The organism is Celerinatantimonas marina (genome assembly GCF_046054165.1).
Taxonomy (GTDB): Bacteria; Pseudomonadota; Gammaproteobacteria; order Enterobacterales; family Celerinatantimonadaceae; genus Celerinatantimonas.
In genome coordinates, this window is record NZ_JBFNXK010000002.1 from 79,036 (window position 1) to 105,554 (window position 26,519).

Annotated in this window: 26 protein-coding genes and 1 tRNA gene; 11 read left to right on the forward strand and 16 right to left on the reverse strand. The window is 42.7% G+C overall.

All coding sequences use genetic code 11. The features are described 5' to 3' along the window. The first annotated feature begins 191 nt into the window (after positions 1-191). Both sbmA and ABUE20_RS02765 read left to right on the forward strand, forming a co-directional pair. On the forward strand, positions 192-1,196 hold the full coding sequence (gene sbmA / locus ABUE20_RS02760; protein WP_408618305.1) for a peptide antibiotic transporter SbmA: 1,005 nt from the start codon (positions 192-194) through the stop codon (positions 1,194-1,196). 366 nt (positions 1,197-1,562) lie between these two features. Then, complete coding sequence (locus ABUE20_RS02765) at positions 1,563-1,736, forward strand: DUF3545 family protein (protein WP_408618306.1); 174 nt, start codon at positions 1,563-1,565, stop codon at positions 1,734-1,736. 212 nt (positions 1,737-1,948) lie between these two features. On the opposite strand, the gene ABUE20_RS02770 is transcribed toward ABUE20_RS02765, so the two are convergent. Next, complete coding sequence (locus ABUE20_RS02770) at positions 1,949-2,083, reverse strand: hypothetical protein (RefSeq protein ID WP_408618307.1); 135 nt, start codon at positions 2,081-2,083, stop codon at positions 1,949-1,951. Positions 2,084-2,318: 235 nt separating this feature from the next. Then, positions 2,319-2,882: a DedA family protein gene (locus tag ABUE20_RS02775; RefSeq protein WP_408618308.1), complete on the reverse strand. Its 564-nt coding sequence runs from the start codon at positions 2,880-2,882 to the stop codon at positions 2,319-2,321. Positions 2,883-3,031: 149 nt separating this feature from the next. Between ABUE20_RS02775 and ABUE20_RS02780 the strand changes: the two genes are divergently transcribed. Then, entirely contained in the window at positions 3,032-4,039 is a 1,008-nt protein-coding gene (locus ABUE20_RS02780) for an NAD-dependent epimerase (RefSeq protein WP_408618309.1), read from the forward strand. An 89-nt stretch (positions 4,040-4,128) separates the two neighbouring features. Here ABUE20_RS02780 and ABUE20_RS02785 read toward each other — a convergent pair whose 3' ends face one another. From ABUE20_RS02785 to pepA, 7 genes are all read right to left on the reverse strand, one after another. Continuing rightward, positions 4,129-5,847: an ArnT family glycosyltransferase gene (locus ABUE20_RS02785; protein WP_408618310.1), complete on the reverse strand. Its 1,719-nt coding sequence runs from the start codon at positions 5,845-5,847 to the stop codon at positions 4,129-4,131. A gap of 6 nt (positions 5,848-5,853) precedes the next feature. Continuing rightward, positions 5,854-6,522, reverse strand: a complete 669-nt coding sequence (locus ABUE20_RS02790; protein ID WP_408618311.1) for a TVP38/TMEM64 family protein — start codon at positions 6,520-6,522, stop codon at positions 5,854-5,856. 2 nt (positions 6,523-6,524) lie between these two features. After that, positions 6,525-7,259: a glycosyltransferase family 2 protein gene (locus tag ABUE20_RS02795; RefSeq protein ID WP_408618312.1), complete on the reverse strand. Its 735-nt coding sequence runs from the start codon at positions 7,257-7,259 to the stop codon at positions 6,525-6,527. A 634-nt stretch (positions 7,260-7,893) separates the two neighbouring features. Then, positions 7,894-9,063: a 1-acyl-sn-glycerol-3-phosphate acyltransferase gene (locus tag ABUE20_RS02800; RefSeq protein WP_408618313.1), complete on the reverse strand. Its 1,170-nt coding sequence runs from the start codon at positions 9,061-9,063 to the stop codon at positions 7,894-7,896. Between the two features lie 56 nt (positions 9,064-9,119). Next, positions 9,120-11,978, reverse strand: a complete 2,859-nt coding sequence (locus tag ABUE20_RS02805) for a valine--tRNA ligase (protein WP_408618314.1) — start codon at positions 11,976-11,978, stop codon at positions 9,120-9,122. A 36-nt stretch (positions 11,979-12,014) separates the two neighbouring features. Next, positions 12,015-12,470: a DNA polymerase III subunit chi gene (locus ABUE20_RS02810; protein WP_408618315.1), complete on the reverse strand. Its 456-nt coding sequence runs from the start codon at positions 12,468-12,470 to the stop codon at positions 12,015-12,017. Between the two features lie 45 nt (positions 12,471-12,515). After that, positions 12,516-14,021, reverse strand: coding sequence for a leucyl aminopeptidase (gene pepA, locus ABUE20_RS02815; protein ID WP_408618316.1), 1,506 nt, complete (start codon positions 14,019-14,021; stop codon positions 12,516-12,518). Positions 14,022-14,202: 181 nt separating this feature from the next. Between pepA and lptF the strand changes: the two genes are divergently transcribed. Together lptF and lptG are read left to right on the forward strand one after the other, a co-directional pair. Beyond that, complete coding sequence (gene lptF, locus ABUE20_RS02820) at positions 14,203-15,315, forward strand: LPS export ABC transporter permease LptF (protein ID WP_408618317.1); 1,113 nt, start codon at positions 14,203-14,205, stop codon at positions 15,313-15,315. Further along, positions 15,299-16,369 carry an LPS export ABC transporter permease LptG gene (gene lptG, locus ABUE20_RS02825; protein WP_408618318.1) on the forward strand — a complete coding sequence of 357 codons (1,071 nt, stop codon included), beginning with the start codon at positions 15,299-15,301 and terminating at the stop codon, positions 16,367-16,369. Before lptF ends, lptG begins: the two co-directional genes overlap by 17 nt. Positions 16,370-16,581: 212 nt before the next feature. Here lptG and ABUE20_RS02830 read toward each other — a convergent pair whose 3' ends face one another. Continuing rightward, positions 16,582-17,046 carry an RDD family protein gene (locus ABUE20_RS02830; protein WP_408618319.1) on the reverse strand — a complete coding sequence of 155 codons (465 nt, stop codon included), beginning with the start codon at positions 17,044-17,046 and terminating at the stop codon, positions 16,582-16,584. Between the two features lie 191 nt (positions 17,047-17,237). On the opposite strand from ABUE20_RS02830, the gene ABUE20_RS02835 reads away from it, so the two are divergent. After that, positions 17,238-17,324: transfer RNA gene (locus ABUE20_RS02835), tRNA-Leu, on the forward strand. Between the two features lie 227 nt (positions 17,325-17,551). Here the strand turns inward: ABUE20_RS02835 and ABUE20_RS02840 are convergent. After that, complete coding sequence (locus ABUE20_RS02840) at positions 17,552-18,436, reverse strand: AEC family transporter (RefSeq protein WP_408618320.1); 885 nt, start codon at positions 18,434-18,436, stop codon at positions 17,552-17,554. A gap of 350 nt (positions 18,437-18,786) precedes the next feature. Between ABUE20_RS02840 and ABUE20_RS02845 the strand changes: the two genes are divergently transcribed. Then, positions 18,787-19,635 (forward strand): SDR family oxidoreductase, encoded by an 849-nt coding sequence (locus ABUE20_RS02845; protein ID WP_408618321.1) that lies wholly within the window; start codon positions 18,787-18,789, stop codon positions 19,633-19,635. A gap of 169 nt (positions 19,636-19,804) precedes the next feature. Here the strand turns inward: ABUE20_RS02845 and ABUE20_RS02850 are convergent, their stop codons facing one another. After that, positions 19,805-20,131, reverse strand: coding sequence for a YqfO family protein (locus ABUE20_RS02850; protein ID WP_408618322.1), 327 nt, complete (start codon positions 20,129-20,131; stop codon positions 19,805-19,807). Between the two features lie 870 nt (positions 20,132-21,001). Here ABUE20_RS02850 and ABUE20_RS02855 point away from each other — a divergent pair. From ABUE20_RS02855 to modD, 4 genes are all read left to right on the forward strand, one after another. Next, positions 21,002-21,658 carry an ATP-binding cassette domain-containing protein gene (locus ABUE20_RS02855; RefSeq protein ID WP_408618323.1) on the forward strand — a complete coding sequence of 219 codons (657 nt, stop codon included), beginning with the start codon at positions 21,002-21,004 and terminating at the stop codon, positions 21,656-21,658. A gap of 36 nt (positions 21,659-21,694) precedes the next feature. Further along, positions 21,695-22,417: a molybdate ABC transporter substrate-binding protein gene (gene modA / locus ABUE20_RS02860; protein WP_408618324.1), complete on the forward strand. Its 723-nt coding sequence runs from the start codon at positions 21,695-21,697 to the stop codon at positions 22,415-22,417. Next, positions 22,417-23,097, forward strand: coding sequence for a molybdate ABC transporter permease subunit (locus tag ABUE20_RS02865; RefSeq protein ID WP_408618325.1), 681 nt, complete (start codon positions 22,417-22,419; stop codon positions 23,095-23,097). The genes modA and ABUE20_RS02865 overlap by 1 nt, the downstream gene beginning before the upstream one ends. A 144-nt stretch (positions 23,098-23,241) precedes the next feature. Beyond that, complete coding sequence (gene modD / locus ABUE20_RS02870; RefSeq protein ID WP_408618326.1) at positions 23,242-24,087, forward strand: ModD protein; 846 nt, start codon at positions 23,242-23,244, stop codon at positions 24,085-24,087. A gap of 124 nt (positions 24,088-24,211) precedes the next feature. Here the strand turns inward: modD and ABUE20_RS02875 are convergent, their stop codons facing one another. The 4 genes from ABUE20_RS02875 to ABUE20_RS02890 all read right to left on the reverse strand — a co-directional run bounded on the left by ABUE20_RS02875 (position 24,212) and on the right by ABUE20_RS02890 (position 26,327). Next, on the reverse strand, positions 24,212-24,541 hold the full coding sequence (locus tag ABUE20_RS02875) for a hypothetical protein (RefSeq protein ID WP_408618327.1): 330 nt from the start codon (positions 24,539-24,541) through the stop codon (positions 24,212-24,214). 148 nt (positions 24,542-24,689) lie between these two features. After that, the gene (locus tag ABUE20_RS02880; RefSeq protein WP_408618328.1) at positions 24,690-25,007 is read right to left on the reverse strand and encodes a hypothetical protein; all 318 of its coding nucleotides are present in this window, start codon (positions 25,005-25,007) and stop codon (positions 24,690-24,692) included. Between the two features lie 163 nt (positions 25,008-25,170). Continuing rightward, positions 25,171-25,677, reverse strand: a complete 507-nt coding sequence (locus ABUE20_RS02885) for a GNAT family N-acetyltransferase (RefSeq protein WP_408618329.1) — start codon at positions 25,675-25,677, stop codon at positions 25,171-25,173. Between the two features lie 170 nt (positions 25,678-25,847). Further along, positions 25,848-26,327 (reverse strand): GNAT family N-acetyltransferase, encoded by a 480-nt coding sequence (locus ABUE20_RS02890; RefSeq protein ID WP_408618330.1) that lies wholly within the window; start codon positions 26,325-26,327, stop codon positions 25,848-25,850. Positions 26,328-26,519 lie beyond the last annotated feature (192 nt).

Consider the following 26,519-nt stretch of genomic DNA (forward strand, 5'->3'; position numbering starts at 1 on the left):
CTATTCTATCAAAGTAGTTTGCTTGAACCTTCAGTTAACGCAATCCTGATAATATGGTAGGGTATCTCGTACGTTTAATAACTCTCCTCGTTGAAATGTAAATTTACAAATATCATCCTCATAGAGGGAACTTATTTTCGTCAGGATGACTCGATATATAAATTAGATGTAATTACACGACAGGTATCTGAATGTTTCGTTCTTTTTTTCTACAAAAGCAATGGCTGCATTGGTCCTTGCTCGGTTCGATTTTGATTTTATCCGTGACATGGTACAAAGTCGAAATTGATGTCCGGGTCAATGAATGGTTTGGCAGCTTTTACAATTTAGTACAAAAAGCTCTTTCTAAACCCAATGCAGTCACTTTCCATGATTTTTTAGCTGGATGTATTCAATTCTTCAACATCGTCTCCGTCTACATCATCATTGCTGTATTACTAGATTTCTTTGTCCGGCATTATGTCTTTCGTTGGCGAACAGCCATGAATGATTACTATATGCAATATTGGACACAGATTCGCCATATAGAAGGAGCTTCCCAACGTATTCAAGAAGATACCATGCGTTTTGCCCGGATTGTCGAAGGCTTAGGTTCCAGCTTCATGCAATCTTTGATGACTCTCATTGCCTTTTTACCAATTCTATGGGAGCTTTCCAAACATGTAACCCAGTTGCCCTGGATTGGGCCTATTCCTCACTCCTTAATTTACCTAGCGATTCTTTCTGCACTATTTGGTACCGTGTTACTTGCGGCTGTCGGAATGCGCCTTCCAGGGCTAGAATTCAAAAATCAAAAAGTTGAAGCAGCTTACCGAAAAGAACTAGTTTTTGGTGAAGATCATGAGGAAAGAGCTCAACCAGAAACCACAAAAGAGCTCTTTACCCATATTCGTAAAAATTACTTCACGCTCTATAAGCACTATCTCTATTTTGATATTGCCAAATGGTCTTATCTCCAATACACCACTATTCTTCCTTATATTTTTATGGGGCCAACCATTGTTGCGGGTGCCATTACCCTAGGTATTTTGCAGCAAATTCTAAGGGCCTTTGGCAAAGTTGAAGAATCATTTCAATTTTTGGTGTATTCATGGACAACGATCGTTGAACTAATGTCTATTTATAAGCGATTGAAAGCTTTTGAAAAACAAATCCAAAAAATGATTAGCGAACCTTCTTCTGAACAACCACTTTAATGAAATAAAGCGCTTTTCTAAGCGCTTTCCCCATCCTGATAAGTTCTAATCCAAATAAAATCATTTCTTATCACCATCTATCACACCACCAATGGCCGATGCTAACCAGAAATTTATTTTCTTCGCTTTTATGAAAAATAATACACTGGATTATTTTCATACAATCCCATCATTCCAGAAGAATATATTGATATATAAATAACCAAATAAATTCATACTTTATTATCGATGCTATTTATACAGCCATATTGGATGAATTCACCCTTAGAAAAAATAATCCATTGTAAAGAAATTGCAAAAGAATCGTTTTACTTTAAATAGGTCTATGGTAAGAAATGACTGTCAATCACCTGGAGGGGATGCTCTATGGAACGTTTAGACTTCGATGATTTAGTGATCAGTGAACCAGTGAAAACCTCTAAAAATGGTAAAAAACGTCGCTGGAGAGAAATTGAAACAATTAAAGAACGCATGAGATTAAAACAGGAGTTACAATCGATCGATTCTAGTTTTGAATTCAATGACGATTTTGATTATTAACTAATAGACGCTATACACTTGATTGATAAAATACCGGTCTTACCGGTATTTTCATATGAAAATTCTGCTCATCAGCTTTGTATCGTTCATTCATTGCATAAAAAATGGAGCCTATGCTCCATTTTTTAACTTCAATCAGAGGGTTGTCAGCTCAGGAGACTCATACTCACTCGAAACTTCTTCTGGAGTTGAAAGTTCTTCTGAACTGAACTCTACTTCTTTACATTCGTTTTTTTGTGCATATCGGTGCCTAATTTAGGCAAGGCACTTTTAGATTTACCAGTAGGTGAACAAGGTCGAACAGCGACTGACACTCCAGAAGCCCCCCGGAAACATGATTTAGGCATAGTTATCTCCAACGCAAAGCAACGCTAACAACAGCACTGTCCTGCAATATTTTTGCCATATTAGACAGAGACTGATTGAAGTATTTAAATAAGGGTATAAACAAACGATTAACAACTCACGGAACAGATTTTAGCTATTTTTAATGACAAAAAGCCATAGGGGAAAGCCTATAATTTTAACTTTAAAATACATTCCCCGAGCTTTTTAGAGAATATAGTTATAATAAAATATTAATTATAACTTATAGTTTTTTTCTCGTTTGTAGTAAATAAAACCAATGGCAATCAATACGATAAAAATACCGACAATTCCGATCCCTTCATAATGGTGCAAATGCACTAAAAATAACTCTAATGCATGTCCACACCAATAACCAAGTAAACCGACAACAACGGCCCATGTTGCCGCACCCAGCAAATTTAAAGGAACATATTTAGCCGGTTTGATGCCGGCGGCACCTAAAACAAAGGGAGTAATCGTTCGGATCCCATAAAGAAACCGAAACCCAAGGATTAATAAAATTTGATGCCGTTTGAGTAATTTGAAAATTCGCTCGGACTTACGCTGCCATTTTTCTCGTCGACGGATGAAATCCAGACCTTTTCGGTAACCGATATAGTAGTAAAGCTGATCACCGACCAATGTTCCCACAAATGCAGCACCAATCGCTTCAGGCAGCCCTAAATAGCCTTGATGGGCTAATGCCCCAGCGATAATTAGAATTGTTTCCCCTTCGAAGAAGGTACCTATTACAATCGCCAGATACCCATAATGGGCAATCAAATCTTGCCAGTTCACAGATATTCCTCAATACAGAAACCAAATCGATGAATTCTATGTTTTAAATAACCCAAAACATAGTAAATTTTTAATATAATGAGACGGATAGATACTTCCTTCAGTTTGATGGTACCTATCTCAAGTTATTTTACATCAAAGAGAGCGCCATGAAATATTTAGTCACAGGAGCTGCCGGTTTTATTGGGGCCCAAGTTAGCCAAAAGTTAGTTCAACAGGGCCATCAGGTCATTGGTATTGATAATCTGAATGACTATTATGATGTTGAGCTTAAAAAATCCAGATTAAAACAACTGGCCAATCAATCTCTGTTTACCTTTAAAAAACTAGATCTGGCAGATCGAAAAGCGATTGCTGAGTTATTCCAAAATGAACAGTTTAACCGGGTGATCCATCTCGCCGCACAAGCGGGTGTGCGCTATTCTTTGGAAAATCCTCTGGCCTATGCCGATAGTAATCTCATCGGATTTTTAACCATCCTAGAAGGGTGTCGCCAGCAGCATATTGAACACCTGATTTATGCCTCATCCAGCTCCGTTTACGGTCTGAATCAGCAAATGCCATTTTCGACTCAGGATCCGGTTGACCATCCGGTATCACTTTATGCCGCAACCAAAAAATCCAATGAACTGATGGCTCATTGCTATTCGCACCTCTATCAGATCCCAACTACTGGATTGCGCTTTTTTACCGTTTATGGTCCGTGGGGACGCCCGGATATGGCATTATTTAAATTCACCAAAGCGATTCTGGCTAATCAACCCATTGATGTATACAACCACGGGAAACTCAGTCGAGATTTTACCTATATCGATGATATTGTCGAAGGGATCCTTCGAGTCCAATCGCATATTCCAGGCATTTCCACCGACTCATCTCGCCTAAACAGTCCTGCAACGAGCACCGCTCCCTATCAAATCTTTAATATTGGAAACGGCAGCCCTGTAGAATTAATGGAATTTATTCAAGCTCTAGAGCAAGCACTAGGAATACCCGCACAGAAAAATATGCTGCCGATGCAACCAGGTGATGTTTATTCAACATGGGCTGATACAGAAGATCTATTTAAAGCCGTTGGCTATCACCCTCAAGTTTCAGTTCAACAAGGGGTTCAAAACTTTGTAGAGTGGTATCAAAATTACTATAGCCACTGCTGATTTAGGTGAGCATTAAAAAACTCCCGTTATAGTTAATACCAATAACAACGGGAGTTTTAACCGGCTACAGACTCATCGAGATAACAAATCTAATGTGCTTTCATATGATACTGAACAATCTGTTCGGGCTGTGCACATTGCGGTTGCATCGCCTGCTCACCGACGAGCAGCCAAGTCCGCCGATATCCATGCCCCAACAACGTTGCCTGAGACAGGTCAAAACACGTTGCAGGACCATCCGGAATAAGCACAAAACGATTTGTTTTAGCTTTCATCCACAACCAAGCATTACGCTCTTGATCATCACGACTGGCTAAATAACTAAATTGGGTGAGATCAACTGGCGATGCCAACAAAAATTGCTCTTTGAAATCCACCAAAGCTAATTCACCCGTCGGGCCAATCGCTTCAGCCGCTTTTTCCATAATCGGATTCGCCGCCGTCCGAATAGGATCCAAAACAGGATATCCTACCAAACCAAACAACAACCATCCCCAAACTGAAATAACAGAGAGTCGTAACAAGGTAGAGTATCGACGAAAACTTATCAGAGCCCCCAGAGCAACCCCACCACCAATCAATGCCATCCAGCCAAAAGAAGTTACAAAATCATTTAACTGTTCAGGTTCGAGACTCTGTTTCGCGGCAAGTTTCACAATAGCCGGAATATGTAACAGCGCTAAGACTCCCAAAATCACCATAAGCACTGAAACGAACCCCATCAAACCATTCACTAACCAGCGCAGCCATTGAGTCATTGGATTAGTCGCCAACGAATAAGCCACCGCAACAGCTAACATCGGTAGTGCCGGTAGAATATAAACTTCTCGTTTACCGGGTGAACAACTGAAGAACCCAATCACACAAACAACCCATATCAAGAGAGTGACAATACGAGGGTCCAATGATTTCCAAAAAGATTTACTGAGTAATAACCAAGGCAATGGGAACCAGAGCAATGGGAATCGCAGAATAAAATAATACCAAGGTTGGAGATGTGTCCACGAGTCTGCATAACGCTTCATGGTTTGCCGGAATAAAATATCATTCTTATAAGCCATCAGATCGGCATTGCCGCTATGATTGGCAATATAGACCATCGGAACCAACCAACATCCAATCACAACCAACATGGCTAGTGGACCTAACCATAACTTCCAGTCAATGGCCTTACCAAAAGAATAACGCCGAGAGAAATGTAACCCGAGAACCGGAATAAACACAAAAATAGGCAAAAAACCAACCCCTTTGGTAATAATGCCTAACCCCATCATCCCCCAAGCAACAAAATACCAAGACCAAGACGGTTTAATAAAAAAATGTCGCATAAAGCCATACATGGCGATGGTAATCCAAGCGGTCACCATCGCATCTATCTGTGCGGATTTGGCTTGGAGCATAAACTGGGGAGCAATCAACAGCGCAATAGCAGCATATCGAGCGACTCGGACATTCCAGAACCTAGCCGCTAAATCAAATACACACCAAAACGTGACCAATGAAATGAGTATATTCGGTAACATAAATGCTATTTTCATGTTTCCGAACAGCGCGTAAAACAACGCGATAGACCACATAAAGACGGGCGGTTTATCCGGATAAAGTTCACCCCCTCTTAAAGGGAAAAACCAGTGTCCGGAAGTCACCATTTCCCGAGCCGCTTCAGCGAAGCGAGGCTCATCCGCAGGCCAGGGCGAGCGAAAACCCACCCCCGCAAGCATCACGATTGCAAACAGGAATAACAACCAAAAAAAAGACTGCCGATAATCATCACTCAGGAATGCCTCTCGGATGGACTTAACACGCATGATCATTTATTCCTTTATCATCGATTCAACACGTCGTTGAAGGTGACTCCGGTAAAGCAAAATCCCAACAGCAAAACTAATTGCCCCCAGAGCAACACTCACAATCAATTGGTAACGACTCGCATTACCGACACCCGCGCCAGCCAAAGCAAAAATGATAGTTTGAGGCAAATACCCCAAAAGGCTACCTAATAGAAAAGGGATGAACCGAACAGCCACACATCCGGATAATAAATTGGTGATAATGTTACTACCGACCGGTAATAACCGGATCATCAGAATTTTTAAAAATGGCTGATGCTCCACTAATCGCTGGAATTTTTCAAGTTTGCGACCAAAACGCTTTTGCAGCGTATTAAACAAGACAAAACGAGAGACACTATAAGCCAAGGTGGCACCGGAGAGACTACAGCACAAACTGGCCGCAATCCCGCCAACCGCTCCAAAAAGAAACCCAAATAAAGCAGCCAATAACTGACGTGGTCCACCAATGCCCGTAAAGACAATTCCAAAAATCAGTAATGATCCCCGAGCCAGCCAACCTTCCTGAGAAAGATAATCGGCGATCCAGTGACGATCCGCAATGTGATGCCATAAAGGGCTATCCATCTCAACGAAAATGAGCCCTAACAAAGCAACTAATATCAGGCTCTTAAGCCCACGTTTCCAATTCATATTTAATTAGACGATTGAACCGTTTTAACCTGGGGATGCTTCGCCCGACGAATCAGCCACATAACCCCGCGAATATCTGAAATTCCGACCCACATCCGATTCCAGGCATTATATTTAGAAACACCCATTTGCCGATCTCGATGATTAACTTCATGAACAACAATTTCACCATCGATACGGCGAATGAGAGCCGGAAGGAAACGATGCATATGATCAAAATAAGGTAACTGCCGGAAAGTAGCCCGAGGGAATACTTTCAACCCACACCCTGAATCAGGAACCCCATCGTGCAACAATCGCTGCCGCACCCGATTAGCCAGTCGAGACTGGAATCGCTTCCAGGCCGTATCTTTACGATTTTTACGATAGCCAGCAATACAGAAATGCGGATTATCAATTTTTCCGGCCTGTTCCAACATTGCGGGTAAATCAGCCGGATCATTCTGTCCATCCGCATCTAATGTCGCAATCCATTCGCCCTGACTATAATTCACCGCACTACACAAAGCCGTACTTTGTCCACAACTTTGAACATGACTGACCACATGCAAAGCACAACCTAGCTGAGTTGCTGTTGTCAGTGCTTCATTTACCGTATCATCATCACTACCATCATCAGTCAGTACAATTTCAAATTGATACCGCCCGACTAATGCTGCGTGAATCTCTTTTATTAGAGGACCAATGTTACCTTGTTCATTTTTAGCCGGTATAGCCACTGATACTTGTACAGTCATGAGCTTCTCTTAAAAAATACAATACTCTATAAAGTCGAGTATTCATTAAATGCATATAAAATAGTTGCTTTAACTTTTTACTAAAAAATTGGCGATATCATACACGTAATTATCAGACTCTTCGAAAAAAAGATGCCTTTAGGAGAGTATAAAATAAAGATGCTCTAAATTAAATGACACAACCATTTCAATAAAAGTTTTTAGGCAATATAAACTATCAGATTAAATAATTATCATTATCATTATCATTCTATTAATCTATATAGATATCCTGCCTCTGTAATTTATAGATTGCTAAATATTAGCAACTATTTCTAGCCACCGTTATGAACCTCTAATAATTATTTATAAAAATCAATAGATAATATCCAAATGAGAAAAGTCATTCTATTTATATGTCAAAAATAAATTCAACGTTCTATAAAAAGAATCCTCGTTTTTTGCGGCTGAATCAGATGAGGTGTATCGATTTATATATGGGACAAAGTAACTTTAATTGAGGATTTTCCAACAAACTTGAGCAAGATCTGAGCACAACTTATCCAATATCAGATACAACTGTCATATAGCTATACAATTGCGTGCCTGAGCTCAATTAGGCTCAGATCCAAAGTCGCCAGTAAAGGCAAAATATCTAAGCCGTTATTGAATTTTCTACATCACAACCCGCTAACGCCTTTTCTTTCTGTAAAACGGGGTTGGCATACATGTTCAATAACTGGCTTTTTTCAGCCTCATTCAACCCTTCCAGACGGGCCCGAATATGCGCTAAAGCATCAGCATTAATCGCTGAGTCAGCTTTTCCTTCCAACAAAGCAGCCGCCGCATAATTTGTATCATGCAATTGATACAAACGATGTAATTGTTTATCGATTGTTAACGCCATTTCAGAAGCATCTTCACAAAATACAGATAATGGCTTCCCAAATGCCACATGTACTTTCCCTTTTTGCCCCATAATCCCCGTGACAATACTACTGGTATCTTCTCCGGGAGCCTTCGTGTATTCGCCCGTTTCAGCTTTGACCGATAATTCATGGGCTTTCATCGAATCACACGGATCATACTGATAAGACACCGCCACCGGAACAATATTCAAGTTATGCATGGCCTCAGCAAATGATTTTGTTTCACTCCGCTGGCCTAACTGCAACATTTTCAACACAGCCGAATCAGTCTGATCAATTCCATCTTTAGAACGGCCTTCGCGATGAGCAATCCAGATCGAGCAACCTTCCTTCACCGAACTGGATATATACTGACTTAGTTTAGTCAGTGCCGCTAATTTCTCCCGCCGATTACTAATCGAACGTTTCACAATAAACGTTTTATTCAACCGCATCAGATCGCCGATATATTGCTCCGACAATAAATTGTCTCCCGCAGCAATACGTGCGGTCGGAAACCCTTCCAAATGCAAAGCATAATTCACAAAAGTGGGATCCATAACGATATCACGGTGATTAGAAATAAACAGATATGACTGGCTCGCATCAAGCTGACCAAGCCCTTCATAAGTAAATGAATCCGTTGTCGTTTCAATCGTTCGTCGGATATAAGAAGTCAACCGAAGCTGAACATCATTCACATCTTTCACCTGTTTAACGTACTGATTCAGGTAATGACGGATCACATAACGTGTCAATCCTGGAACAAAACGATATAAACGAGGAAATTTAAATTGAGCTAATGCACAGATCAAACGCTGATTATTAGCTAGCCGCTTCAGTACTGCCGGGACTTCTTGATCATGGTACGGACGAATATCTTTAAATATATCGTCATTCGCAACTACTGTTGTCATAATTATTGAATAATCCGAAATATGAAATGTAAAGGCGGCTTAAACCGCCTTTACTTTTACAGCGCAGAAATGGTGGCGTGCTGTTGACGAAGCTTCTCAACTGTAATTTCCAGTTCAGCTTGTTTCGCCCGCTCTTTATCAATCACCTGTGCTGGAGCTTTACCTACAAAATTCTCATTACTCAATTTGCTGCTCACCAGAGCTAAATCTTTTGATGCTTTATCCAACTGTTTTTGTAAACGCGATAACTCGGCATCTTTATCAATTAAGCCTGCCATTGGAATCAGAATCTCCATCTCACCTAACAGTGCGGTTGCACTGAGCGGTGTATCTTGTTGATCCTGTAGCACCTGTATAGATTCTAGTTTAGCCAATGAAGACAAGAATGACTGATTATCCTGTAACCGACGCAAGTCTTCCGCACTGGCATATCGAAGCAATACCGATAATGGTTTATTCGGGCTAATATCCATCTCACCACGAATATTACGAATTGCCAAAATAAACTGTTTCAGCCATTCCAGATCCGCCATTGCCATTTCATCCACCTGACTGGCATCAAACTCTGGATAAGCTTTAAGCATAATGGTTTCACCAGACTGACCTGCCACTAATGGTGCAACCCGCTGCCAAATCGTTTCTGTGATATAAGGAGTAATTGGGTGCATCAATCGCAGTAAACTTTCTAAAACTGTGACTAAGGTATAACGCGTCCCACGCTGCTCCGCTTCACTTCCTTTGAATAAAATCGGTTTGGTTAATTCCAAATACCAGTCACAAAACTGATTCCAAGTGAATTCATAGATCGTCTGGGCTGCAATATCAAACCGATAACTATCTAAAGCATCCCGGAAAGCTTCGATCGTTTTCTGATACTGGCCCACGATCCAACGATCTGCCAATGAAAACACCATCTCCCCGCCATCTTTACCACAATCTTGTTCTTCAGCCTGCATCAACACATAACGACTAGCATTCCACAATTTGTTACAGAAATTACGGTAGCCTTCCAAACGGTGCATATCCCAATTGATATCACGACCGGTTGAAGCCATTGCAGCGAGAGTAAAGCGCAGCGCATCCGTCCCATGCGGTTCAATGCCATCCGGGAAAGTTTTCCGGGTATTTTTCTCAATTTTCTTCGCTTTTTGTGGCTGCATCATGTTGGCCGTACGTTTAACCACCAGCGATTCTAAATCGATACCATCCACCATATCGAGTGGGTCCAGTACGTTCCCTTTCGATTTTGACATTTTGTCACCGTTTTCATCCCGGATCAGTCCGGTGACATAAACGGTTTTAAATGGAACCTGCGGTTTCCCCTGCTCATCCTTCATAAAGTGCATGGTCATCATGATCATCCGAGCGACCCAGAAGAAGATGATATCAAAACCAGTCACCAGCAGATTACTGGGATGGAAAGTTGCCAAATCCGGCGTTTTTTCCGGCCAGCCTTGTGTTCCGAAGGTCCAGAGACCCGATGAGAACCAGGTATCCAAAACATCATCGTCCTGACGCAGTGCGATGCTGCCATCCAAGTTATTTTGGCTGCGAACTTCGTCTTCGCTACGGCCGACATACACGTTTCCGGCTTCATCATACCAAGCTGGGATCCGGTGTCCCCACCACAGCTGACGCGAAATACACCAGTCCTGAATGTCTCGCATCCACGAGAAATACATGTTTTCATACTGTTTAGGAACGAACTGAATATCGCCGTCTTCAACCGCACGAATCGCTTCTTCAGCCAGTGGTTTAGTTCGCACATACCATTGGTCAGTCAGCATAGGTTCAATCACCACGCCGCCCCGGTCGCCGTAAGGGATGGTGTTTGGATGTTCTTCAATTTTAACCAGCAGGCCCGCTTCATCGAAGGCTTTAACGATCGCATCGCGAGCGGCGAAACGTTCCATGCCCCGATACGGCTCAGGAATCGTATTGTCGTAAACATCTGAAGGTTCCCCCATAAAGGTGAAGACTTCCGCTTCATCACGAATATCAGCATTCAATGTCAGTACATTGATCATCGGCAGCTGGTGACGTTTACCCACTTCATAGTCGTTAAAGTCATGAGCCGGTGTGATTTTCACACAACCGGTGCCTTTTTCCATATCGGCGTGTTCATCACCGAGAATTGGAATGCGACGATTCACCAATGGCAAAATAATTTCTTTACCGATTAAATCTTTATACCGCGGATCTTCCGGATTAACGGCAACCCCTGTATCCCCTAGCATCGTTTCTGGACGCGTCGTCGCCACAACTAAATAATCAAGACCTTCAGCCGTTTTAACCCCATCCGCCAATGGATAACGCAGATGCCACATATGACCGATCTGTTCTCTATTTTCGACTTCCAGATCTGAAATAGCCGTATGTAATTTAGGATCCCAGTTAACGAGGCGCTTGCCCCGGTAGATCAAACCTTCTTCATATAACCGGACAAATACTTCCTGCACTGCCGCAGAAAAGCCTTTATCCATTGTAAAACGTTCCCGATCCCAATCGACCGACGCCCCTAAGCGCCGCAACTGACGGGTAATATTGCCACCAGATTCAGCTTTCCATTCCCAAATTTTGTCGATAAACGCATCGCGGCCATAGTCGTGTTTAGTTTTACCTTCTTCGGCATCGATCTTACGCTCCACCAACATCTGAGTCGCAATACCTGCATGATCCGTCCCGACCTGCCATAACGTATTTTTTCCCTGCATCCGCTGATAACGGATGACGATATCCATGATGGTATCCTGAAACGCGTGGCCCATGTGCAAACTACCAGTCACATTAGGCGGTGGGATCATAATACTGAAGGATTCTTTGCTGGTATCCCCATGAGGTTTAAAATACCCCTGCCCTTCCCAGTGTTGGTAGAGCGCTTGTTCGATTGACTGTGGATTGTAGGTCTTTTCCATTAGATAATTGACTCAAATGTTACTGGTTGCAGCCGCTCACGAAGGATCAGCCACATCATCTTGATAAGGTTCAGTCTGAGGTGTCAGACCCAACCGTCGATATACTTTATAACGTTCCCGAGCTTGTTGCTTTCCTGCTTCATCCGCAGGAACAAAATCAACAACATGCTGATAATTTTGTAAATTTGGAGCAACCGCTTGTTGTAAATGAATCAGCGTTGTTCGACGATTCATACTTGGCTGCCACCCAATTTCAACCGGAGCGCCTCCCCGAGGACCTTCGCCCACCAGGTTATGTGCGATAAACTCATCCGGATCCATCTGCCAAAGCAACTCATCGATCGCTTCAGCCTGAAGCTGATCTTCAGCCAAAACAAAAACCCGCTCTTTTAAATGATAATGGCGGGCAATAATCTGGCAAACAGCCTGAAGAAATAACGAATTCTCCAGTGCTGTAGAATCCGGCATAATATAAAATTTTATCGTATTCATATAGTCAAGGAGCCTAAAAGCGCTCTTATTCTACACACAGGAGCATTAATCTTCGAGTTCAATCCCTGCTTTATTCAGCAGAAATTGCGTCAACAAAGGCACCGGACGCCCAGTAGCCCCTTTTGCACGTCCCGATTGCCAAGCCGTTCCCGCGATATCCAAATGCGCCCAAGTGTATTTCTTGGTAAAATGGGACAGAAAACATCCCGCTGTAATCGACCCTGCCGGACGACCGCCTACATTGGCGAAATCAGCAAAATTACTCTGCAGTTGCTCATCATATTCATCGCCCAAAGGCAGACGCCAAGTTTTATCACCACTTTGTTCTGCCGCACTTAGAATTTCATGCGCTAATGGATTATGAGGCGTCATCAATCCCGAAGTCTGGTGACCGAGAGCAATAATACAAGCCCCCGTCAAAGTGGCTATATCAATGACCACATCCGGTTCATATCGTTCCACATACGTCAGTGCATCACACAAAACCAAACGCCCTTCCGCATCGGTATTCAACACCTCTACAGTCTGTCCCGACATCGTCGTCAACACATCCCCGGGCCGATACGCATGCCCGGAGGGCATATTTTCACAACCCGCTAAGACGCCAATAACATGTAATGGGAGCTCTAACTGAATTAATGCCTGCATGGTTCCAAAGACACTGGCTGCACCGCCCATGTCATATTTCATTTCATCCATTCCGGCACTCGGTTTAATTGAAATACCGCCGGAATCAAACGTGAGCCCTTTGCCGACCAACACGATCGGCGGCTGCGATTCCAGCCCCGGTGGACAATATTCAACCACACTCATGACCGATTCATTAGCACTGCCTCGGCCGACAGCCAAATAAGAATTCATGCCCAACTGCTGCATTTGAGCTTCATCGACTTTCGAGAATTTAACATGTGGATGCTCAGCCAAGGTTTCAGCCTGCTCGGCCAAATAAACCGGATTACAGATATTCGCCGGTAAATTGGCTAAATCCTTGGCATACTGAACCCCGGTTGAAATTGCGACACCATGAGCAATGGCTTTTTCACCTAATGCCAGTTCACGACGGGTTGACACATTAAACACCAATCGTCGCAGAGGCCGACGAACTTCCGATGGATTACTTTTCAACTGATTAAAGGTGTATAACGAATCCAGTGTCGTCTCAACTGCCTGACGCACTTTCCAATAGGTTCCCCGAGCTTTGACATGTAATTCAGGGAGAAAACAAACCGCTTCCATTGAACCCGTATCGTTAAGCGTTGCAATGGTCTTTTCAATAATCTGGCGATATTGACGTTCATCCAGATCACGTTCTTTACCACATCCAACCAGTAATACCCGTTCACTTAAAACATTCGGAACATGATGGAGCAATAATACCTGACCTGGTTTTCCCTCAAGATCTCCGCGCCGCAGCAACGCACTAATATAACCTTCGCTAATTTTATCTAACTGTTCGGCAACCGGTGAAAGACGGCGAGGTTCGTAAACTCCGGCAACGATGCAAGCGCTGCGCTGTTTTTCCGGACTACCACTTTTGACGCTGAACTCCATGAAGACTCCTACTATCAGATAAACTGCGTTAATATAGCGGACTTGCTAGAATGGTCTTGTTAATATGTCGGATTGAATCTGGACTATTATTCCAATCGAAAAGCAAAATTCGCAAAACAAAGAGTTTATCGTAATCGTTAACTCTTTCCAGTAAAAAACTATGATTTGAAGTGGGCCACAGGTGCTAATTTTTCGATATTTATTCAAAGAGACCATCAAAACCCAGGTTGCTGTAATGGTCGTACTGATGTTAATTTTCATCAGCCAAAAGTTTGTGAGGATCTTAGGGGATGCCGCAGATGGACACATTCCGGGCGCACTAGTTGCCAAACTGTTGCTCCTGAATATTCCTGATTTGGCGGTATTGATCCTTCCAATTAGTTTCTTTATCGGAGTTCTGTTCGCTCACGGACGCTTATACGCTGAAAGTGAAATGTCCGTTTTATTCGCCTGTGGATACAGCCCCAATAAAGTACTGGGGATCACAGCGGCTATCGGAGCGGTCACGCTGGTGCTATCTGCCGGGAACTCACTGTTCTTGACGCCTTATGTGAATTACCTGGAACAACAGGTTATGGCTAATGTCAAAGCAGATAGTGGGATCTCCAGTATTACACCGGGACGATTTGTCGAATTAAATAATCAAGCGGTAGCCTTCGTTGAAAAAATGTCCTCGGAAGGCACCCATATGGAAAAAGTTTTTGTGGCCCATAGTCCAGCTAAAATCGGCCAGCGCCCTTCAGTCGTCATGTCTCAAGCAGGCAATTTAGAAGATGATAGCGATGGCTCTCAGTGGCTGGATTTGACCAAAGGAACCCGCTATGAGGGGGATCTCAATCGACTTGATTTTAGGGTACTCCATTTTGGTCACTATAAAGTCCAATTACGGGATCGCACTGAAGCCGTTGCTCGAGGAAAAATCCGCTCTCTTCCCACTCGGGAACTTATCGGCAGCCACGATAATGACCGTATTGCTGAGTTACAGTGGCGACTCGCAATGCCCATTTCGATCATTATGTTAATTCTATTGGTGGTTCCATTAGCCAGCGTCAATCCAAGGCAAGGCCGTTATGCCAAACTATTCCCCGCGATCATGCTCTATTTGAGTTACTACCTATTAATGAGTGCCGCACGCTCTTCCATTGAAGATGGACATTTGCCTTGGTATGTTGCCATGTGGCTGGTCCATCTACTCATGCTGGCCATCGGTGGTGGCTTTTATTTCGTTAAAAGTGAAAAGTTCTTATTCATCAAAGCTGTCATGAAGGGAGATCGCCGTGTTTCGGATTATTGATTGGTATGTTGGTCGTACAATTTTGATGACCAGCATGTTGGTGCTGATCACATTGCAAGGATTAAGCGCCATTATCAAATTCGTCGATCAACTGGGCGATGTCGGCAAAGGCAACTATCAAATCCTCGATGCTTTATGGTATGTCATTTTATCGATCCCGAAAGAGCTGGAACTTTTCTTCCCAATGGCGGCCCTGTTGGGTTCTCTCATTGGGTTAGGAAATTTAGCCACCAGCAGTGAACTCGTGATCATGCAATCGGTAGGTTTATCTAAAGGGAATATCGCCAATGCCGTGATTAAAACAGCAGTTCCCATGATGATCATTATGATGCTATTAGGAGAATTCATCGCACCGAAAGCCGAAATGATGGCGACATCCATGCGCACAGCCAAAAAATCAGGCGAAGCCATGATCGCTGTACAAAATAGTGTCTGGGCTAAAGATAAAGGCAGTTTCGTAAATATAGGTCAGGTACGTAATGGCAGCGAATTAAGAAATGTAACCGTCTATTATTTCGATCAAAATAACAGTCTCTATCAAGTATTACAGGCACCGCTGGCACACTATGATAACGGCAGTTGGATGATGACCGATGCCAATATGACACTATTTAGTGATGCGAAAATACAACGTCAGGAACTCGGGCAATACCGCTGGTATTCATCACTGACCCCTGACAAATTAGGCGTGGTTGTGGTTTCACCACTCAACCTCCCGATTTCCGGGCTTTATTCATATATCAATTATCTAAAACAAAACCATCAAGATCCATCCCCTTATCAGCTAGCTATGTGGCGAAAAATCATGATGCCATTTACAGTCGTCATTATGATGCTCTTAGCCCTATCCTATATTTTTGGCCCTTTACGAAGCGTCAGTATGGGAGCACGACTCATCATGGGGATCATCACCGGCTTTGGATTCTACGTTCTCAACCAAGTGCTGGCATCACTCAGTCTGGTTTATAAACTCCCCCCAGTGATTGGGGCCGTTGGACCCAGTATTTTATTCTTTATCCTAGCCCTCTATATGATTAACCGACGACGGAGCTAGGGGCTGTTGTTCCTTTGTGGCTAATTTTTATTCAAATTAAACGCATTTTGAACGGTATCGCGCCCCGTTCAGAATGCTCTATTTGACCCCGCAGGGCAGCCTCTGAGCTTGATTTATTCAGCGTTAAGCGTCATTTGTCGAAAATGACTACTCGGCACAACGCCTGCCTTACCTCAATCAAACTTAGATTGCTGTAAACTAATCACAAAAGTTCAACATTTTCTAAGATCAATCACCTCACATTTGGCCCAGTGATCTTGGAATGCCAGATGCTGGGCCGGATCAAAGAGTACCGTAAAATTTCCCAAGCCAAATATGGATGTAAATAACCGAATTAATGCCTGTGTGATCGAAATATTAGAACCATCAACATTCTGGACGCGCATCTTCAACCAACGCATCGCCAGTGTTTGCCCGCGATAACTCCAACCATAAACAAAATAAACAATCAGGATCGCCCAAACCAAGAGCTGATAAATAGATTGCTCTGTGACATATTGTTCCAGAGACGATTCAATATGCAGTATCCCCAGTTGATTCAAGATCCAAGCACCGCCAAAAACAATCGCTGAAAATATCAGCTCCAACGCAATGACCAATAAAGTGTCTGCAATAAAGGCCAATATCCGCCGCATAAAACCGACTCGATCAGGCAACTCAGGAATTGCGTTTTTCATATGTAATCCATGTTCATTTTTCAAAAGAAGGCCATTTTAAGGATGAATTGATGAAGAAGAAACCATGAATGAACATATCTTAATCAAACGAATAAAAAATTACGCTTTTCCGACAATTTTTACTTGCTTATCGATAATTGCTCCTTATAATTCACCCCACTTAACCACTTCGGTGGTTGGTAACAAGATGTGCCAGTGTGGTGAAATTGGTAGACACGACGGATTCAAAATCCGTTGCCTTTGCGGGCGTGGCGGTTCAAGTCCGCCCACTGGTACCATTTATAGAACCGACATTCGTCGGTTTTTTGTATCTAAATATCCCATCCTCACCATCGCATCCTACCGGTTTAAGCAAAAGCTAAAACGGTCCTAATCCTTTAGCTCTATCCACCGCCTTAGGCAAAACCCGCTTAATCATGAAGCGAGTCTGACAACTACGTCATGTCACATGCCAAGCGCGTTTTATTTGCAAAAATTCAGCGATCAAAGCTCGATACAACGCTTACTAATGGATCACCCACAGTTTAATGACAATCAGCGCTATAAACGCTGTTGGCAAGGTTAAAAACGTTAATCCAGCCACCGCATTGACCGGACCTTTATAACGCGTAGCAAAAATATAATTCAACACAGCAACCGGCATCGAACAGGCGATCATCAAATTAGCGGTATGCAGCGCCGATAAATGAAGTAACCAGGCGGCAGTCCATCCCATTCCCAAACCGATAGCAGGACGATATATCGCCAATACCATTAACTGGCCCCAACGCGCTTCGCGCACCTTCATATGAGCCAAAGATCGCCCCAGCATCAACAGCATAATCGGAACGGTAATCGCCCCCAACAGCTCAAAGGCCTGTAATAGAAAGTCGGGGATTGGCACATGCAAGCCCAGTAACAATCCTCCACACAACAACGCCAATACCGGTGGATTGGCAAACAATCGTTTCGGAGCCAAACTGCCGGACATCAGACCAATCCCCAGCGTAAAATGGCTAATTTCAATAATAGAGGAAATAATCACCGCACCAGCCAAACCTTGCTCACCTAACAGCGAATAAGCGATCGGGATCCCTAAATTTCCCGTATTAGGATTCACCAAAACCGGCAAATAGAAACGGACATTCAGCCGCATCACTTTAATGACGATCACCGAAACGCCGATCATAGCCACCAGCGTTAGCGCACTAGCAGCAATGAGTTTTCCCATTCCCATAAAATCCAGATGCTCCCCCAGCATCGAATGCAACAACAGGCAGGGCATACCGACATTCACAATTAAGCGGGGTAAATTCGGATCCTCTAGATAGTGAGTTCGCTGACTTAAAAATGCCCCCAATATCGCAATGAGAAAAACGGGCATAATGGCAGAGATGAAAGCAATAAACATAATATCCTTTCAAATAGAGAGTGTTAGGAAAGTAAAAGCCCAACGAATGAGCGACTACGATGCATGTCCGTCCCAATCAGACCGGAAGGATATAACAGGATCGGCGCCTGCCATATTAGGTATAAATGCCGTTGAATTCTATAGACTATTGAGCTTTGTCTGTTATTTTTCAGTCCTCTTGGTGTCGAGGCGTGTTTAGGATTAAATTAAATAAGAAAACAAATAGCTATACGCTCCATAGTTAAAAAAAATTAAACAGACTTACTAAAAACTCTCGACATACAAACCCTGCATAAAGTGGCAAGCTAAACGCAATCAAACGAACAAGAATTCACGAAAGGAGAAATATCATGATTGCAATTACAGGTGCTACAGGTCAACTGGGACAATTCGTCATTAAACATCTTCTAAAACGTACGAGCGCACATAATATCGTTGCCTTAGCACGTAACGTAGATAAAGCCGCCGCATTTACAGCTCAAGGCATTGAAGTCCGTCAGGCCGATTATACACAACCACAAACATTAGTCACCGCGCTCCAAGGCGTCACCAAACTACTGCTCATCTCTTCAAGTGAAGTTGGCAAACGGGCCATTCAACATAAAAATGTCATTGATGCAGCCAAAGAAGCAGGAGTTGAACTGATTGCCTACACCAGCTTGTTAAAAGCCGATAGTTCACCACTGGCATTAGCTGAAGAACATATTGAAACTGAAGCTTATTTAAAACAAGTGAATATCCCTTACGTGTTACTGCGTAATGGTTGGTACACCGAAAACTATCTGGCCAGTATGGCTCCAGCAATTGAAACTGGTCAATTTATCGGTGCGGCTCAAGATGGCAAAATCAGTTCTTCGGCCCGAGAAGACTATGCAGAAGCCGCCGCTGCGGTACTCACCAGTACCGCGCCTCAGGCCGGGAAAGTTTATGAGCTAGCCGGAGATGAAAGCTATACCTTAACCGAATTAGCCGCACTGATTAGCGAAGCTTCAGGAAAACCAGTGACATATCATAATCTAGCGGAAGCTGATTTTATTAAAGCACTTGAAGGGGCCGGCTTACCAACCCCCCTAGCAGCCATGCTCGCCAATTCAGACAACGGAGCCTCTCAAGGGGGATTATTCGACGATAGCCATACTCTGAGCGCTCTAATCGGTCACCCGACCACACCGCTTAAAGAACTGGTATTCAAGCACTAACTATCTGACCAAAATTTAAGCGTATTTCATCCGATAATCGTGATTCCTATTGTATCGATACCGCGATTATCGGATTTTAAATACAATTCAACTTAAGAGAAACAACACCGCTTCGCTAAAAAGATACGGCCATCACACTGTCTTTTATCGATGGGTTAGGCCAAAATATTTAACAACCAAACGCATCATTTGCCAGAGCGATAACGTTAATGATAGGTTCTTCACCAGAGTGAACCCGTTTGATCGCTTTCACCGCATCAGCCACCCGATCCCCCTGACAACGGACATCGATCCGAACCTCATGGGAAAAATTAATCTGATTTTTCTCACCATTGACCGGATGAGCATGTTCATTAGGACGACAAAAACAAGAAACCTTTGCAACGGCAATCACACTATCATAATTGCCTACAATACCCGCCCCCACAAAATTTAAAGCATCCCGAATCGCAATCACTTCAGTCTCTGGCGCATAAATTTCTAATTTATATTCCATAAATTCTCTGAATACCTCTTTTTGCAAGTCAACTCTAACCGCCATCAAGCCGCATAAAAAACAACGCTTAACGCATTCAATCGGTCAAATGTACATAGTGTACAGCTTACGATTGTCAACTTTTGTTTGAAAAAAACAAGAACGGATCTCCAAATGAACCATCACATCAAATCTGTCTGGAGCCGTTTTATACGATTCAAGCGTTGAATCACAACATTACATGTTCCAGCCCCCACGACTCAGTATCAGAATACGGAAATTTCCCGAACCATATTCAGATGATGCCAAACCAACGCCGTGGAGATACCCTACGAAAACCACCCGACGCTAGGAGCTGTTGACCTTCCATAGTTGAATTTTGTTCAAATTAAATCCATTTTGAACAAGACGCGGTCGGTGACGCTGAATAAGTTAAGCGAACAGTCTGCAACAATTCCGCTCTCACAAATAGATATGAATCAATCAAAACAGAAAGTCATCAAAACTATCGACCCACTAAACACCCAAATAAACCGAAAATAATCGTTATCGCCGACTTATCTATGATCAAAAAAACTAGATTTCCATATCATGATCTATGTTTTAGATTCATGCATAAAAACCAACATTTCAAAATATAATCACAGCTTCACATGATAAATATATCTTAAAAAATACGGATTCCTGATTATTCCCATAAATTGTAAATGTGATCAAACTATCGTGTTAACAGTACGTTATGTTCATCACTCCAAGCTAATTTCCAGCAACCAATCAATAAAACAATACTCGAATATGCATTGACAGCATTCTAAATACGCGTATAAATTGAACAATTCGCTATATATAAAAAAATATAACGCATGAGACATTCATCATCATCTAACCGCTATGATCACCATTAATATCCAGAAACAATTAGGAACAGCTCATATTCAGGCTGATATGCAGATCCCTGAACACAGCATTACGGCCATATATGGTCATTCTGGAGCTGGGAAAACTAGCATCATTAATATGTTGGCCGGTTTACTCAAGCCAGATTTAGGATCTATTGTGATGCAACAGCGGACACTGTTTGATTCCGAAAAACGGATTAATTTACCTCCGGAACAACGTCAAATCGGCTATATTTTTCAGGATAAGCGTCTTTTCAATTTTATGTCGGTCAAACGAAATCTGCTCTTTTCAGGGAAGACCAGCTACCACTCCCCCCAGTTTAATAATATCGTCGAGTTATTAGGATTAAGTAAACTACTCAACCGCGCTCCTGGCTCACTTTCAGGCGGGGAAGCCCAGCGCGTAGCCATCGGCCGGGCCCTGTTATCGAATCCTAAACTATTACTGCTCGATGAACCGATGTCGTTTCTAGATGCACAGCGAAAACAAGAACTCATGGCTCATCTGGAACGTATCCCTCAATTACTCAACGTTAGCCTAATTTTAGTGACTCACGCCGCCGATGAAATCGAGCGACTCGCCTCTCAAATTTATCTGATCGAGAACGGCAAAGTGAGCCCCAGCGAAACGTTACCCATGTATGCCTAATTATCTCATTCCACTTTTTCAGCTAAGGACACAGCGATGAAAATTCGGTTATTATCATTACTTCTAGCCCCTATTTTGCTCTGGCTCAATGAGTCGGCCAGCGCGGCCCAAATCACATTAACCGCCGGAGCTGGGTACCGACAACTCGTCATGGATATTGCTCAAACTTGTAAACGTCAGGATAACTTGGATATTCAAACTTCGTTTGGCAATTTCGGCCAAATGAAAGCCCAAATTCAAACTACTGGGCAAATTCAGGCCGTGATTTCAGCCAAAAGCTTTTTTACCGGCCATCATATTGCCGTTGCCAACTATGATCCTCTGGGGCGAGGAACCTTAGTACTGGCTTGGCGAAAAGGATTATCGCTCTCACAGCCTAAAGATATTTTGCAGCCAGCCATCAAACGAATCGCCATTCCGCATCTTAAAAAAGCACTCTATGGCCGTGCCGGATGGCAATATCTACAAAGTGTTCATATGGAATCAGTGAAAAATAAACTGTATATGGTTTCGACTGTACCCCAGGTCACCTCCTATCTTGTCACTGGAGAAGTCGATGCTGGTTTTTCAAATCAGACCGATATTCAGAAAGTTAAGGATAAAATCGGTGGCTATATTCCCCTCACTTCAGGCTATCGCCCCATTGAAATCGTATCCGCCATTTTGCAAGGACAACCCCAAACCGAAGCGATCCGACTCTATCGGCATTGCATTCAATCGGATGCGGTGAAAGCCATTGTGAAAAAACACGGATTATAATGCTGACTCTAAGTGACCTCTTCAACGATCCAAGCCTTATCAAGCCTATCATCTTGACGGCCAAAACCTGTGTCGTCGCTTTGATATTGCTTTGTATTTTTGGTGTCACCCTCAGCTACCTACTCGCCACTCGCAAAAATCTAATGACCGGAATACTTGATTTTATCATCACCCTCCCTCTGGTTTTTCCACCCATTGGGACCGGTTTTATTCTACTGGTCGTCTTGGGACGAAATGGCTTACTCGGCCAAATAGGACTCCATCCGGATATTATTTTTACTGAAAAGGCCGTCTTTCTGGCGGCTTTTATTGCTGGACTGCCCCTTGTTATTAAACCCTTGCAATCAGCCATGGAACGGGACGTATTTAAATTAGCAGAAGCCTCTCGAACACTTGGCAAGAACGAATTTAAAACATTTTTGCTGGTCATTATCCCATCCGTAAAACGACCACTGGGAGCCGGACTCATTCTGGCAGCGGCTCGTTCCTTGGGAGAAGTGGGGATCACACTCATTATTGGAGGTAATTTACAGGGACGGACCAATACTATCTCATTAGAAATTTATAATGCGGTCATGGATGCTGATTTTCATCGGGCTTCTATTCTTTGTTTGATACTGGGTGTTATCTCATTAGTTATTTTTTTACTATTGAGAAAAATGTCGGCCATAAGTTCATGATGGGCAAACAGATTGAATGAAACAGCCAAGCGCTTAAAACCTCGAAGACCATAATTCAATATTTATAACGCACGATATCTGTCAATGATAAGTACAAAAGCTGCCATAACAGATCCTCTGCGATTAGGAACAAAAGGTAACAATATGTTTATTTCAAATACACTGATTGACCAACTCATCCGTGAGGACATGCCTTACAGTGATTTAACAACTGATGTCATGGGCATTGCCAATGAGCCAGCCATGATGGAATTTAGTGCCAGATATGCATGTACGCTGGCAGGGTTGGATGAAGCTACGGCGATACTGCGCCAACTGGGCGCAACCGTTGAATGTTTGGCCGATAATGGGATGACCGTCGCCGCTGGTACCCCAATTTTGCAAGCCTTTGGATCGGCCGGTGTTTTACATGCAGGTTGGAAAGTGGCTCAAAACCTAATGGAACACGCCGTAGGTATTGCAACCCGAACCCATGAAATGGTCAGCCGAGGCCGCCAAATCAATCCTAACTTAGTCATTGCCTGTACCCGTAAATGTGTTCCGGGGGCTAAAACGCTCAGTATGAATGCCGTACAAGCCGGAGGAGGAACACCTCATCGGTTGGGCCTTTCTGAAAGCTTTTTACTTTTTGAAAATCATTCCACTTTCTTCAATGATGAAGCTTCGCTGTTTAAAGCATTGAAATCAGCCGTGGATATGCAGCCAGAACGCAAATTAGTAGTCGAATGTGAAGATTTGGCCTATGCCATTAAAGTGGCAGAATGCGGAGTGGGAGTCATCCAGTTTGACAAAATCTCTCCGGCTCAATTGCAGGATTGGGTACCTCAGCTCAAAGCCCGCTTTCCCCATTTAGCAATTGCAGCAGCCGGTGGGATCAATATCGAATCCATCTCCAAATATGCCGCCACAGGAATCGATGTGGCTGTCACCTCATTTGTCTATACCGGAAATCCGATGGATATTGCCGTAAAAATCAAACGCCGTAACTAACGAATAGCTCGACGTCATGCCCTTCTAATCCCACACAGATGCGTCTATTCATGAGATCAGACGCATCGATTACAAGTCTCACTTAAGTTGACTTGCGCCGCCTATAAATCACGCCTAAACGATATCAGCCATGAACTATTCCCAGCACAATCATAGATAAAAGACTTATCACGATGATCCCTGAGAGTATCGTTCCTAATATTGGGAAAATCTTTTTTCGATCTCGCTGGAGCAGACCAGCAATCCCCAGCCCTAAAGCAACTAAATTCATCAATAATGGGACAATAGATAAAAAACTGATCAATAAAATACCAGTAGATAGTGCACTGCGATGTGCAGCAACCGCAGTGGTCATGATCCCTAGAAGAAACATTAAAAAAAAGATAAATAACAGCGATATAATACTAATAACAAAAGCAGCGATCCCAACGCCAGAGTGTTTTTGTACAGTCATGGTTAATCTTTAATCATCCCAATTAAAATATTCATATCTACCCCTTATGTTTGAGGCTATGTGCTATCGCACTTAAGGCCCAAAATCATTCAGCAACATGCGCCCAGCCCTCTCTAAATAGGCAACGTGCATATCTAATAACAAGTGACTATCCGATTAAAGCCAGTAACATGGTAATCAACAGTGCGACCACAGAAAAAACGGTTCCGAGAATCGCAAAAATTTTATTTCGATCTCGTTGACACAATCCAGCGATTCCCAGCCCCAACGCGACTAACTCTGAAAAAATAAAAATAATCACAAATAAACCAATCAGTATCAGTGCGCCTGAATGCCTATCTAATCCCCCTGGAACTAATGTACTTACAACACCGGCAATTAGAATAAATAAAAATGAAAAAACAGCCGTAACGATACTAATAATAAATGAAGCAATCCCGACTCCAGAATGTTTCTGATCTGACATATGGACCTTAATTTGAATCAATTAAATTATTTTTGAACAATAGCATGAAAAGATAATTTTTATCTATTATGACTAACAATCGTTCATGACATGTTTTTTTCATAATGATGACGTGACCACGACTAAATAGCTCCCTGAGCTTTAACCATAAACATCACCGAAGTTAAGATTTCAACATCACATACATACCTATTTCATAGCGATCTGTGGCATAAGGAATTTCATCAATAATTTCGAACTGATAGCGCTGATAAAATCTCTGTGCCGATTGGTTTGATTTTAATACATCCAACCAAATATAGGGGCTTTCCAGCTCAGCGGCTAATTGTAGTACTCGCTCCATCAACGCAGCTCCGAGTCGCTGACCGGTTCCAGATTTTCGAAGGTAAATTTTTTGTAACTCAATTCCGGAGTCGACGTGAGGGGCTAAAAGGGTATTTAGATTTAATTTTACAAACCCCATGAGAACTTGATCTTGAAACGCTAAAAGATAACGATGTTTTTCTGGAGAGTTAATATCTTGAATGACTTGTTCTTGGGTAAAGTCTGCATCTAGAAAAACATCGATATTATTCCAGAGTTCACCGAAATGTTCTTTATAGGTTTGCCGACCTAATAACAAAATATTTTGAACATCTTGCAACGTTGCAGAGCGAATTTTAGGGCCCATAACTTAACTCTCACTCAGAAGTGATCGGATATGACAAAAAATTTGCAAATAAGCAGACTCAATTCAGTATGTTTTAAACCCAACCCATGGGATGAAGCGTCGTAAATAAAACAATTGTTTCCCTATTTAATAAACAAAATAAATAGGGAAACATGAACGAAATAACAGTCTTATTCAGCCGCAAATGATTGGAGTGCTTCGCCACTCAAACGATAAATAATCCATTCGTCCTGAGGTTTTGCACCAATCGATTTATAAAAATCGATCGCCGGTTCATTCCAGTCTAAAACACACCATTCAAATCGTCCGCAACCCCGAGCGACCGCAATCTGAGCCAGATGCTTTAAAATAGCCTTACCGGCACCAATCTTCCGATACTCAGGAGCGACGTATAGATCTTCTAAATACAATCCATTTTTACCCAGCCATGTTGAATAATTATAAAAATAAACCCCATAACCCACCGATTCACCATCGACCAGACACATCACAGCATGAGCTGTAGCATCATCACCAAACAGACTCTGTTCTATGTCTTCTACACTCGCTTTCACTTCATGTGGCAATTTTTCGTAAAGCGCCAAATCTGAAATAAATCTTAAAATGGTAGGGGCATCGGCTATTGTCGCCGCTCTGAGCTGAATATTCATCGAAATCCTGTTGCCGTATCAATTGGTTGGCTATCATATCGTAATTAGCAACTTATTGAATAGACTTAACCCAAGTATTGTCTTTTTCGGGATCTGAAAGAGAGATAACTCACATTTATGCAGCCATCCAATACCACAATGCAATAAAAAGGCTCTGTGGCGATCATTCTCTCGCACACAGAGCCTTTATCG

What these genes read in the sequence shown, in the direction of transcription:
- sbmA (WP_408618305.1), top strand. Translation starts at nt 192, where the DNA reads ATGTTTCGTTCTTTTTTTCTACAAAAGCAATGGCTGCATTGGTCCTTG.
- ABUE20_RS02765 (WP_408618306.1), top strand. Translation starts at nt 1,563, where the DNA reads ATGGAACGTTTAGACTTCGATGATTTAGTGATCAGTGAACCAGTGAAA.
- ABUE20_RS02770 (WP_408618307.1), bottom strand. Translation starts at nt 2,083, where the DNA reads ATGCCTAAATCATGTTTCCGGGGGGCTTCTGGAGTGTCAGTCGCTGTT.
- ABUE20_RS02780 (WP_408618309.1), top strand. Translation starts at nt 3,032, where the DNA reads ATGAAATATTTAGTCACAGGAGCTGCCGGTTTTATTGGGGCCCAAGTT.
- ABUE20_RS02785 (WP_408618310.1), bottom strand. Translation starts at nt 5,847, where the DNA reads ATGCGTGTTAAGTCCATCCGAGAGGCATTCCTGAGTGATGATTATCGG.
- ABUE20_RS02790 (WP_408618311.1), bottom strand. Translation starts at nt 6,522, where the DNA reads ATGAATTGGAAACGTGGGCTTAAGAGCCTGATATTAGTTGCTTTGTTA.
- ABUE20_RS02795 (WP_408618312.1), bottom strand. Translation starts at nt 7,259, where the DNA reads ATGACTGTACAAGTATCAGTGGCTATACCGGCTAAAAATGAACAAGGT.
- ABUE20_RS02800 (WP_408618313.1), bottom strand. Translation starts at nt 9,063, where the DNA reads ATGACAACAGTAGTTGCGAATGACGATATATTTAAAGATATTCGTCCG.
- ABUE20_RS02805 (WP_408618314.1), bottom strand. Translation starts at nt 11,978, where the DNA reads ATGGAAAAGACCTACAATCCACAGTCAATCGAACAAGCGCTCTACCAA.
- ABUE20_RS02810 (WP_408618315.1), bottom strand. Translation starts at nt 12,470, where the DNA reads ATGAATACGATAAAATTTTATATTATGCCGGATTCTACAGCACTGGAG.
- pepA (WP_408618316.1), bottom strand. Translation starts at nt 14,021, where the DNA reads ATGGAGTTCAGCGTCAAAAGTGGTAGTCCGGAAAAACAGCGCAGCGCT.
- ABUE20_RS02830 (WP_408618319.1), bottom strand. Translation starts at nt 17,046, where the DNA reads ATGAAAAACGCAATTCCTGAGTTGCCTGATCGAGTCGGTTTTATGCGG.
- ABUE20_RS02840 (WP_408618320.1), bottom strand. Translation starts at nt 18,436, where the DNA reads ATGTTTATTGCTTTCATCTCTGCCATTATGCCCGTTTTTCTCATTGCG.
- ABUE20_RS02845 (WP_408618321.1), top strand. Translation starts at nt 18,787, where the DNA reads ATGATTGCAATTACAGGTGCTACAGGTCAACTGGGACAATTCGTCATT.
- ABUE20_RS02850 (WP_408618322.1), bottom strand. Translation starts at nt 20,131, where the DNA reads ATGGAATATAAATTAGAAATTTATGCGCCAGAGACTGAAGTGATTGCG.
- ABUE20_RS02855 (WP_408618323.1), top strand. Translation starts at nt 21,002, where the DNA reads ATGATCACCATTAATATCCAGAAACAATTAGGAACAGCTCATATTCAG.
- modA (WP_408618324.1), top strand. Translation starts at nt 21,695, where the DNA reads ATGAAAATTCGGTTATTATCATTACTTCTAGCCCCTATTTTGCTCTGG.
- ABUE20_RS02865 (WP_408618325.1), top strand. Translation starts at nt 22,417, where the DNA reads ATGCTGACTCTAAGTGACCTCTTCAACGATCCAAGCCTTATCAAGCCT.
- modD (WP_408618326.1), top strand. Translation starts at nt 23,242, where the DNA reads ATGTTTATTTCAAATACACTGATTGACCAACTCATCCGTGAGGACATG.
- ABUE20_RS02875 (WP_408618327.1), bottom strand. Translation starts at nt 24,541, where the DNA reads ATGACTGTACAAAAACACTCTGGCGTTGGGATCGCTGCTTTTGTTATT.
- ABUE20_RS02880 (WP_408618328.1), bottom strand. Translation starts at nt 25,007, where the DNA reads ATGTCAGATCAGAAACATTCTGGAGTCGGGATTGCTTCATTTATTATT.
- ABUE20_RS02885 (WP_408618329.1), bottom strand. Translation starts at nt 25,677, where the DNA reads ATGGGCCCTAAAATTCGCTCTGCAACGTTGCAAGATGTTCAAAATATT.
- ABUE20_RS02890 (WP_408618330.1), bottom strand. Translation starts at nt 26,327, where the DNA reads ATGAATATTCAGCTCAGAGCGGCGACAATAGCCGATGCCCCTACCATT.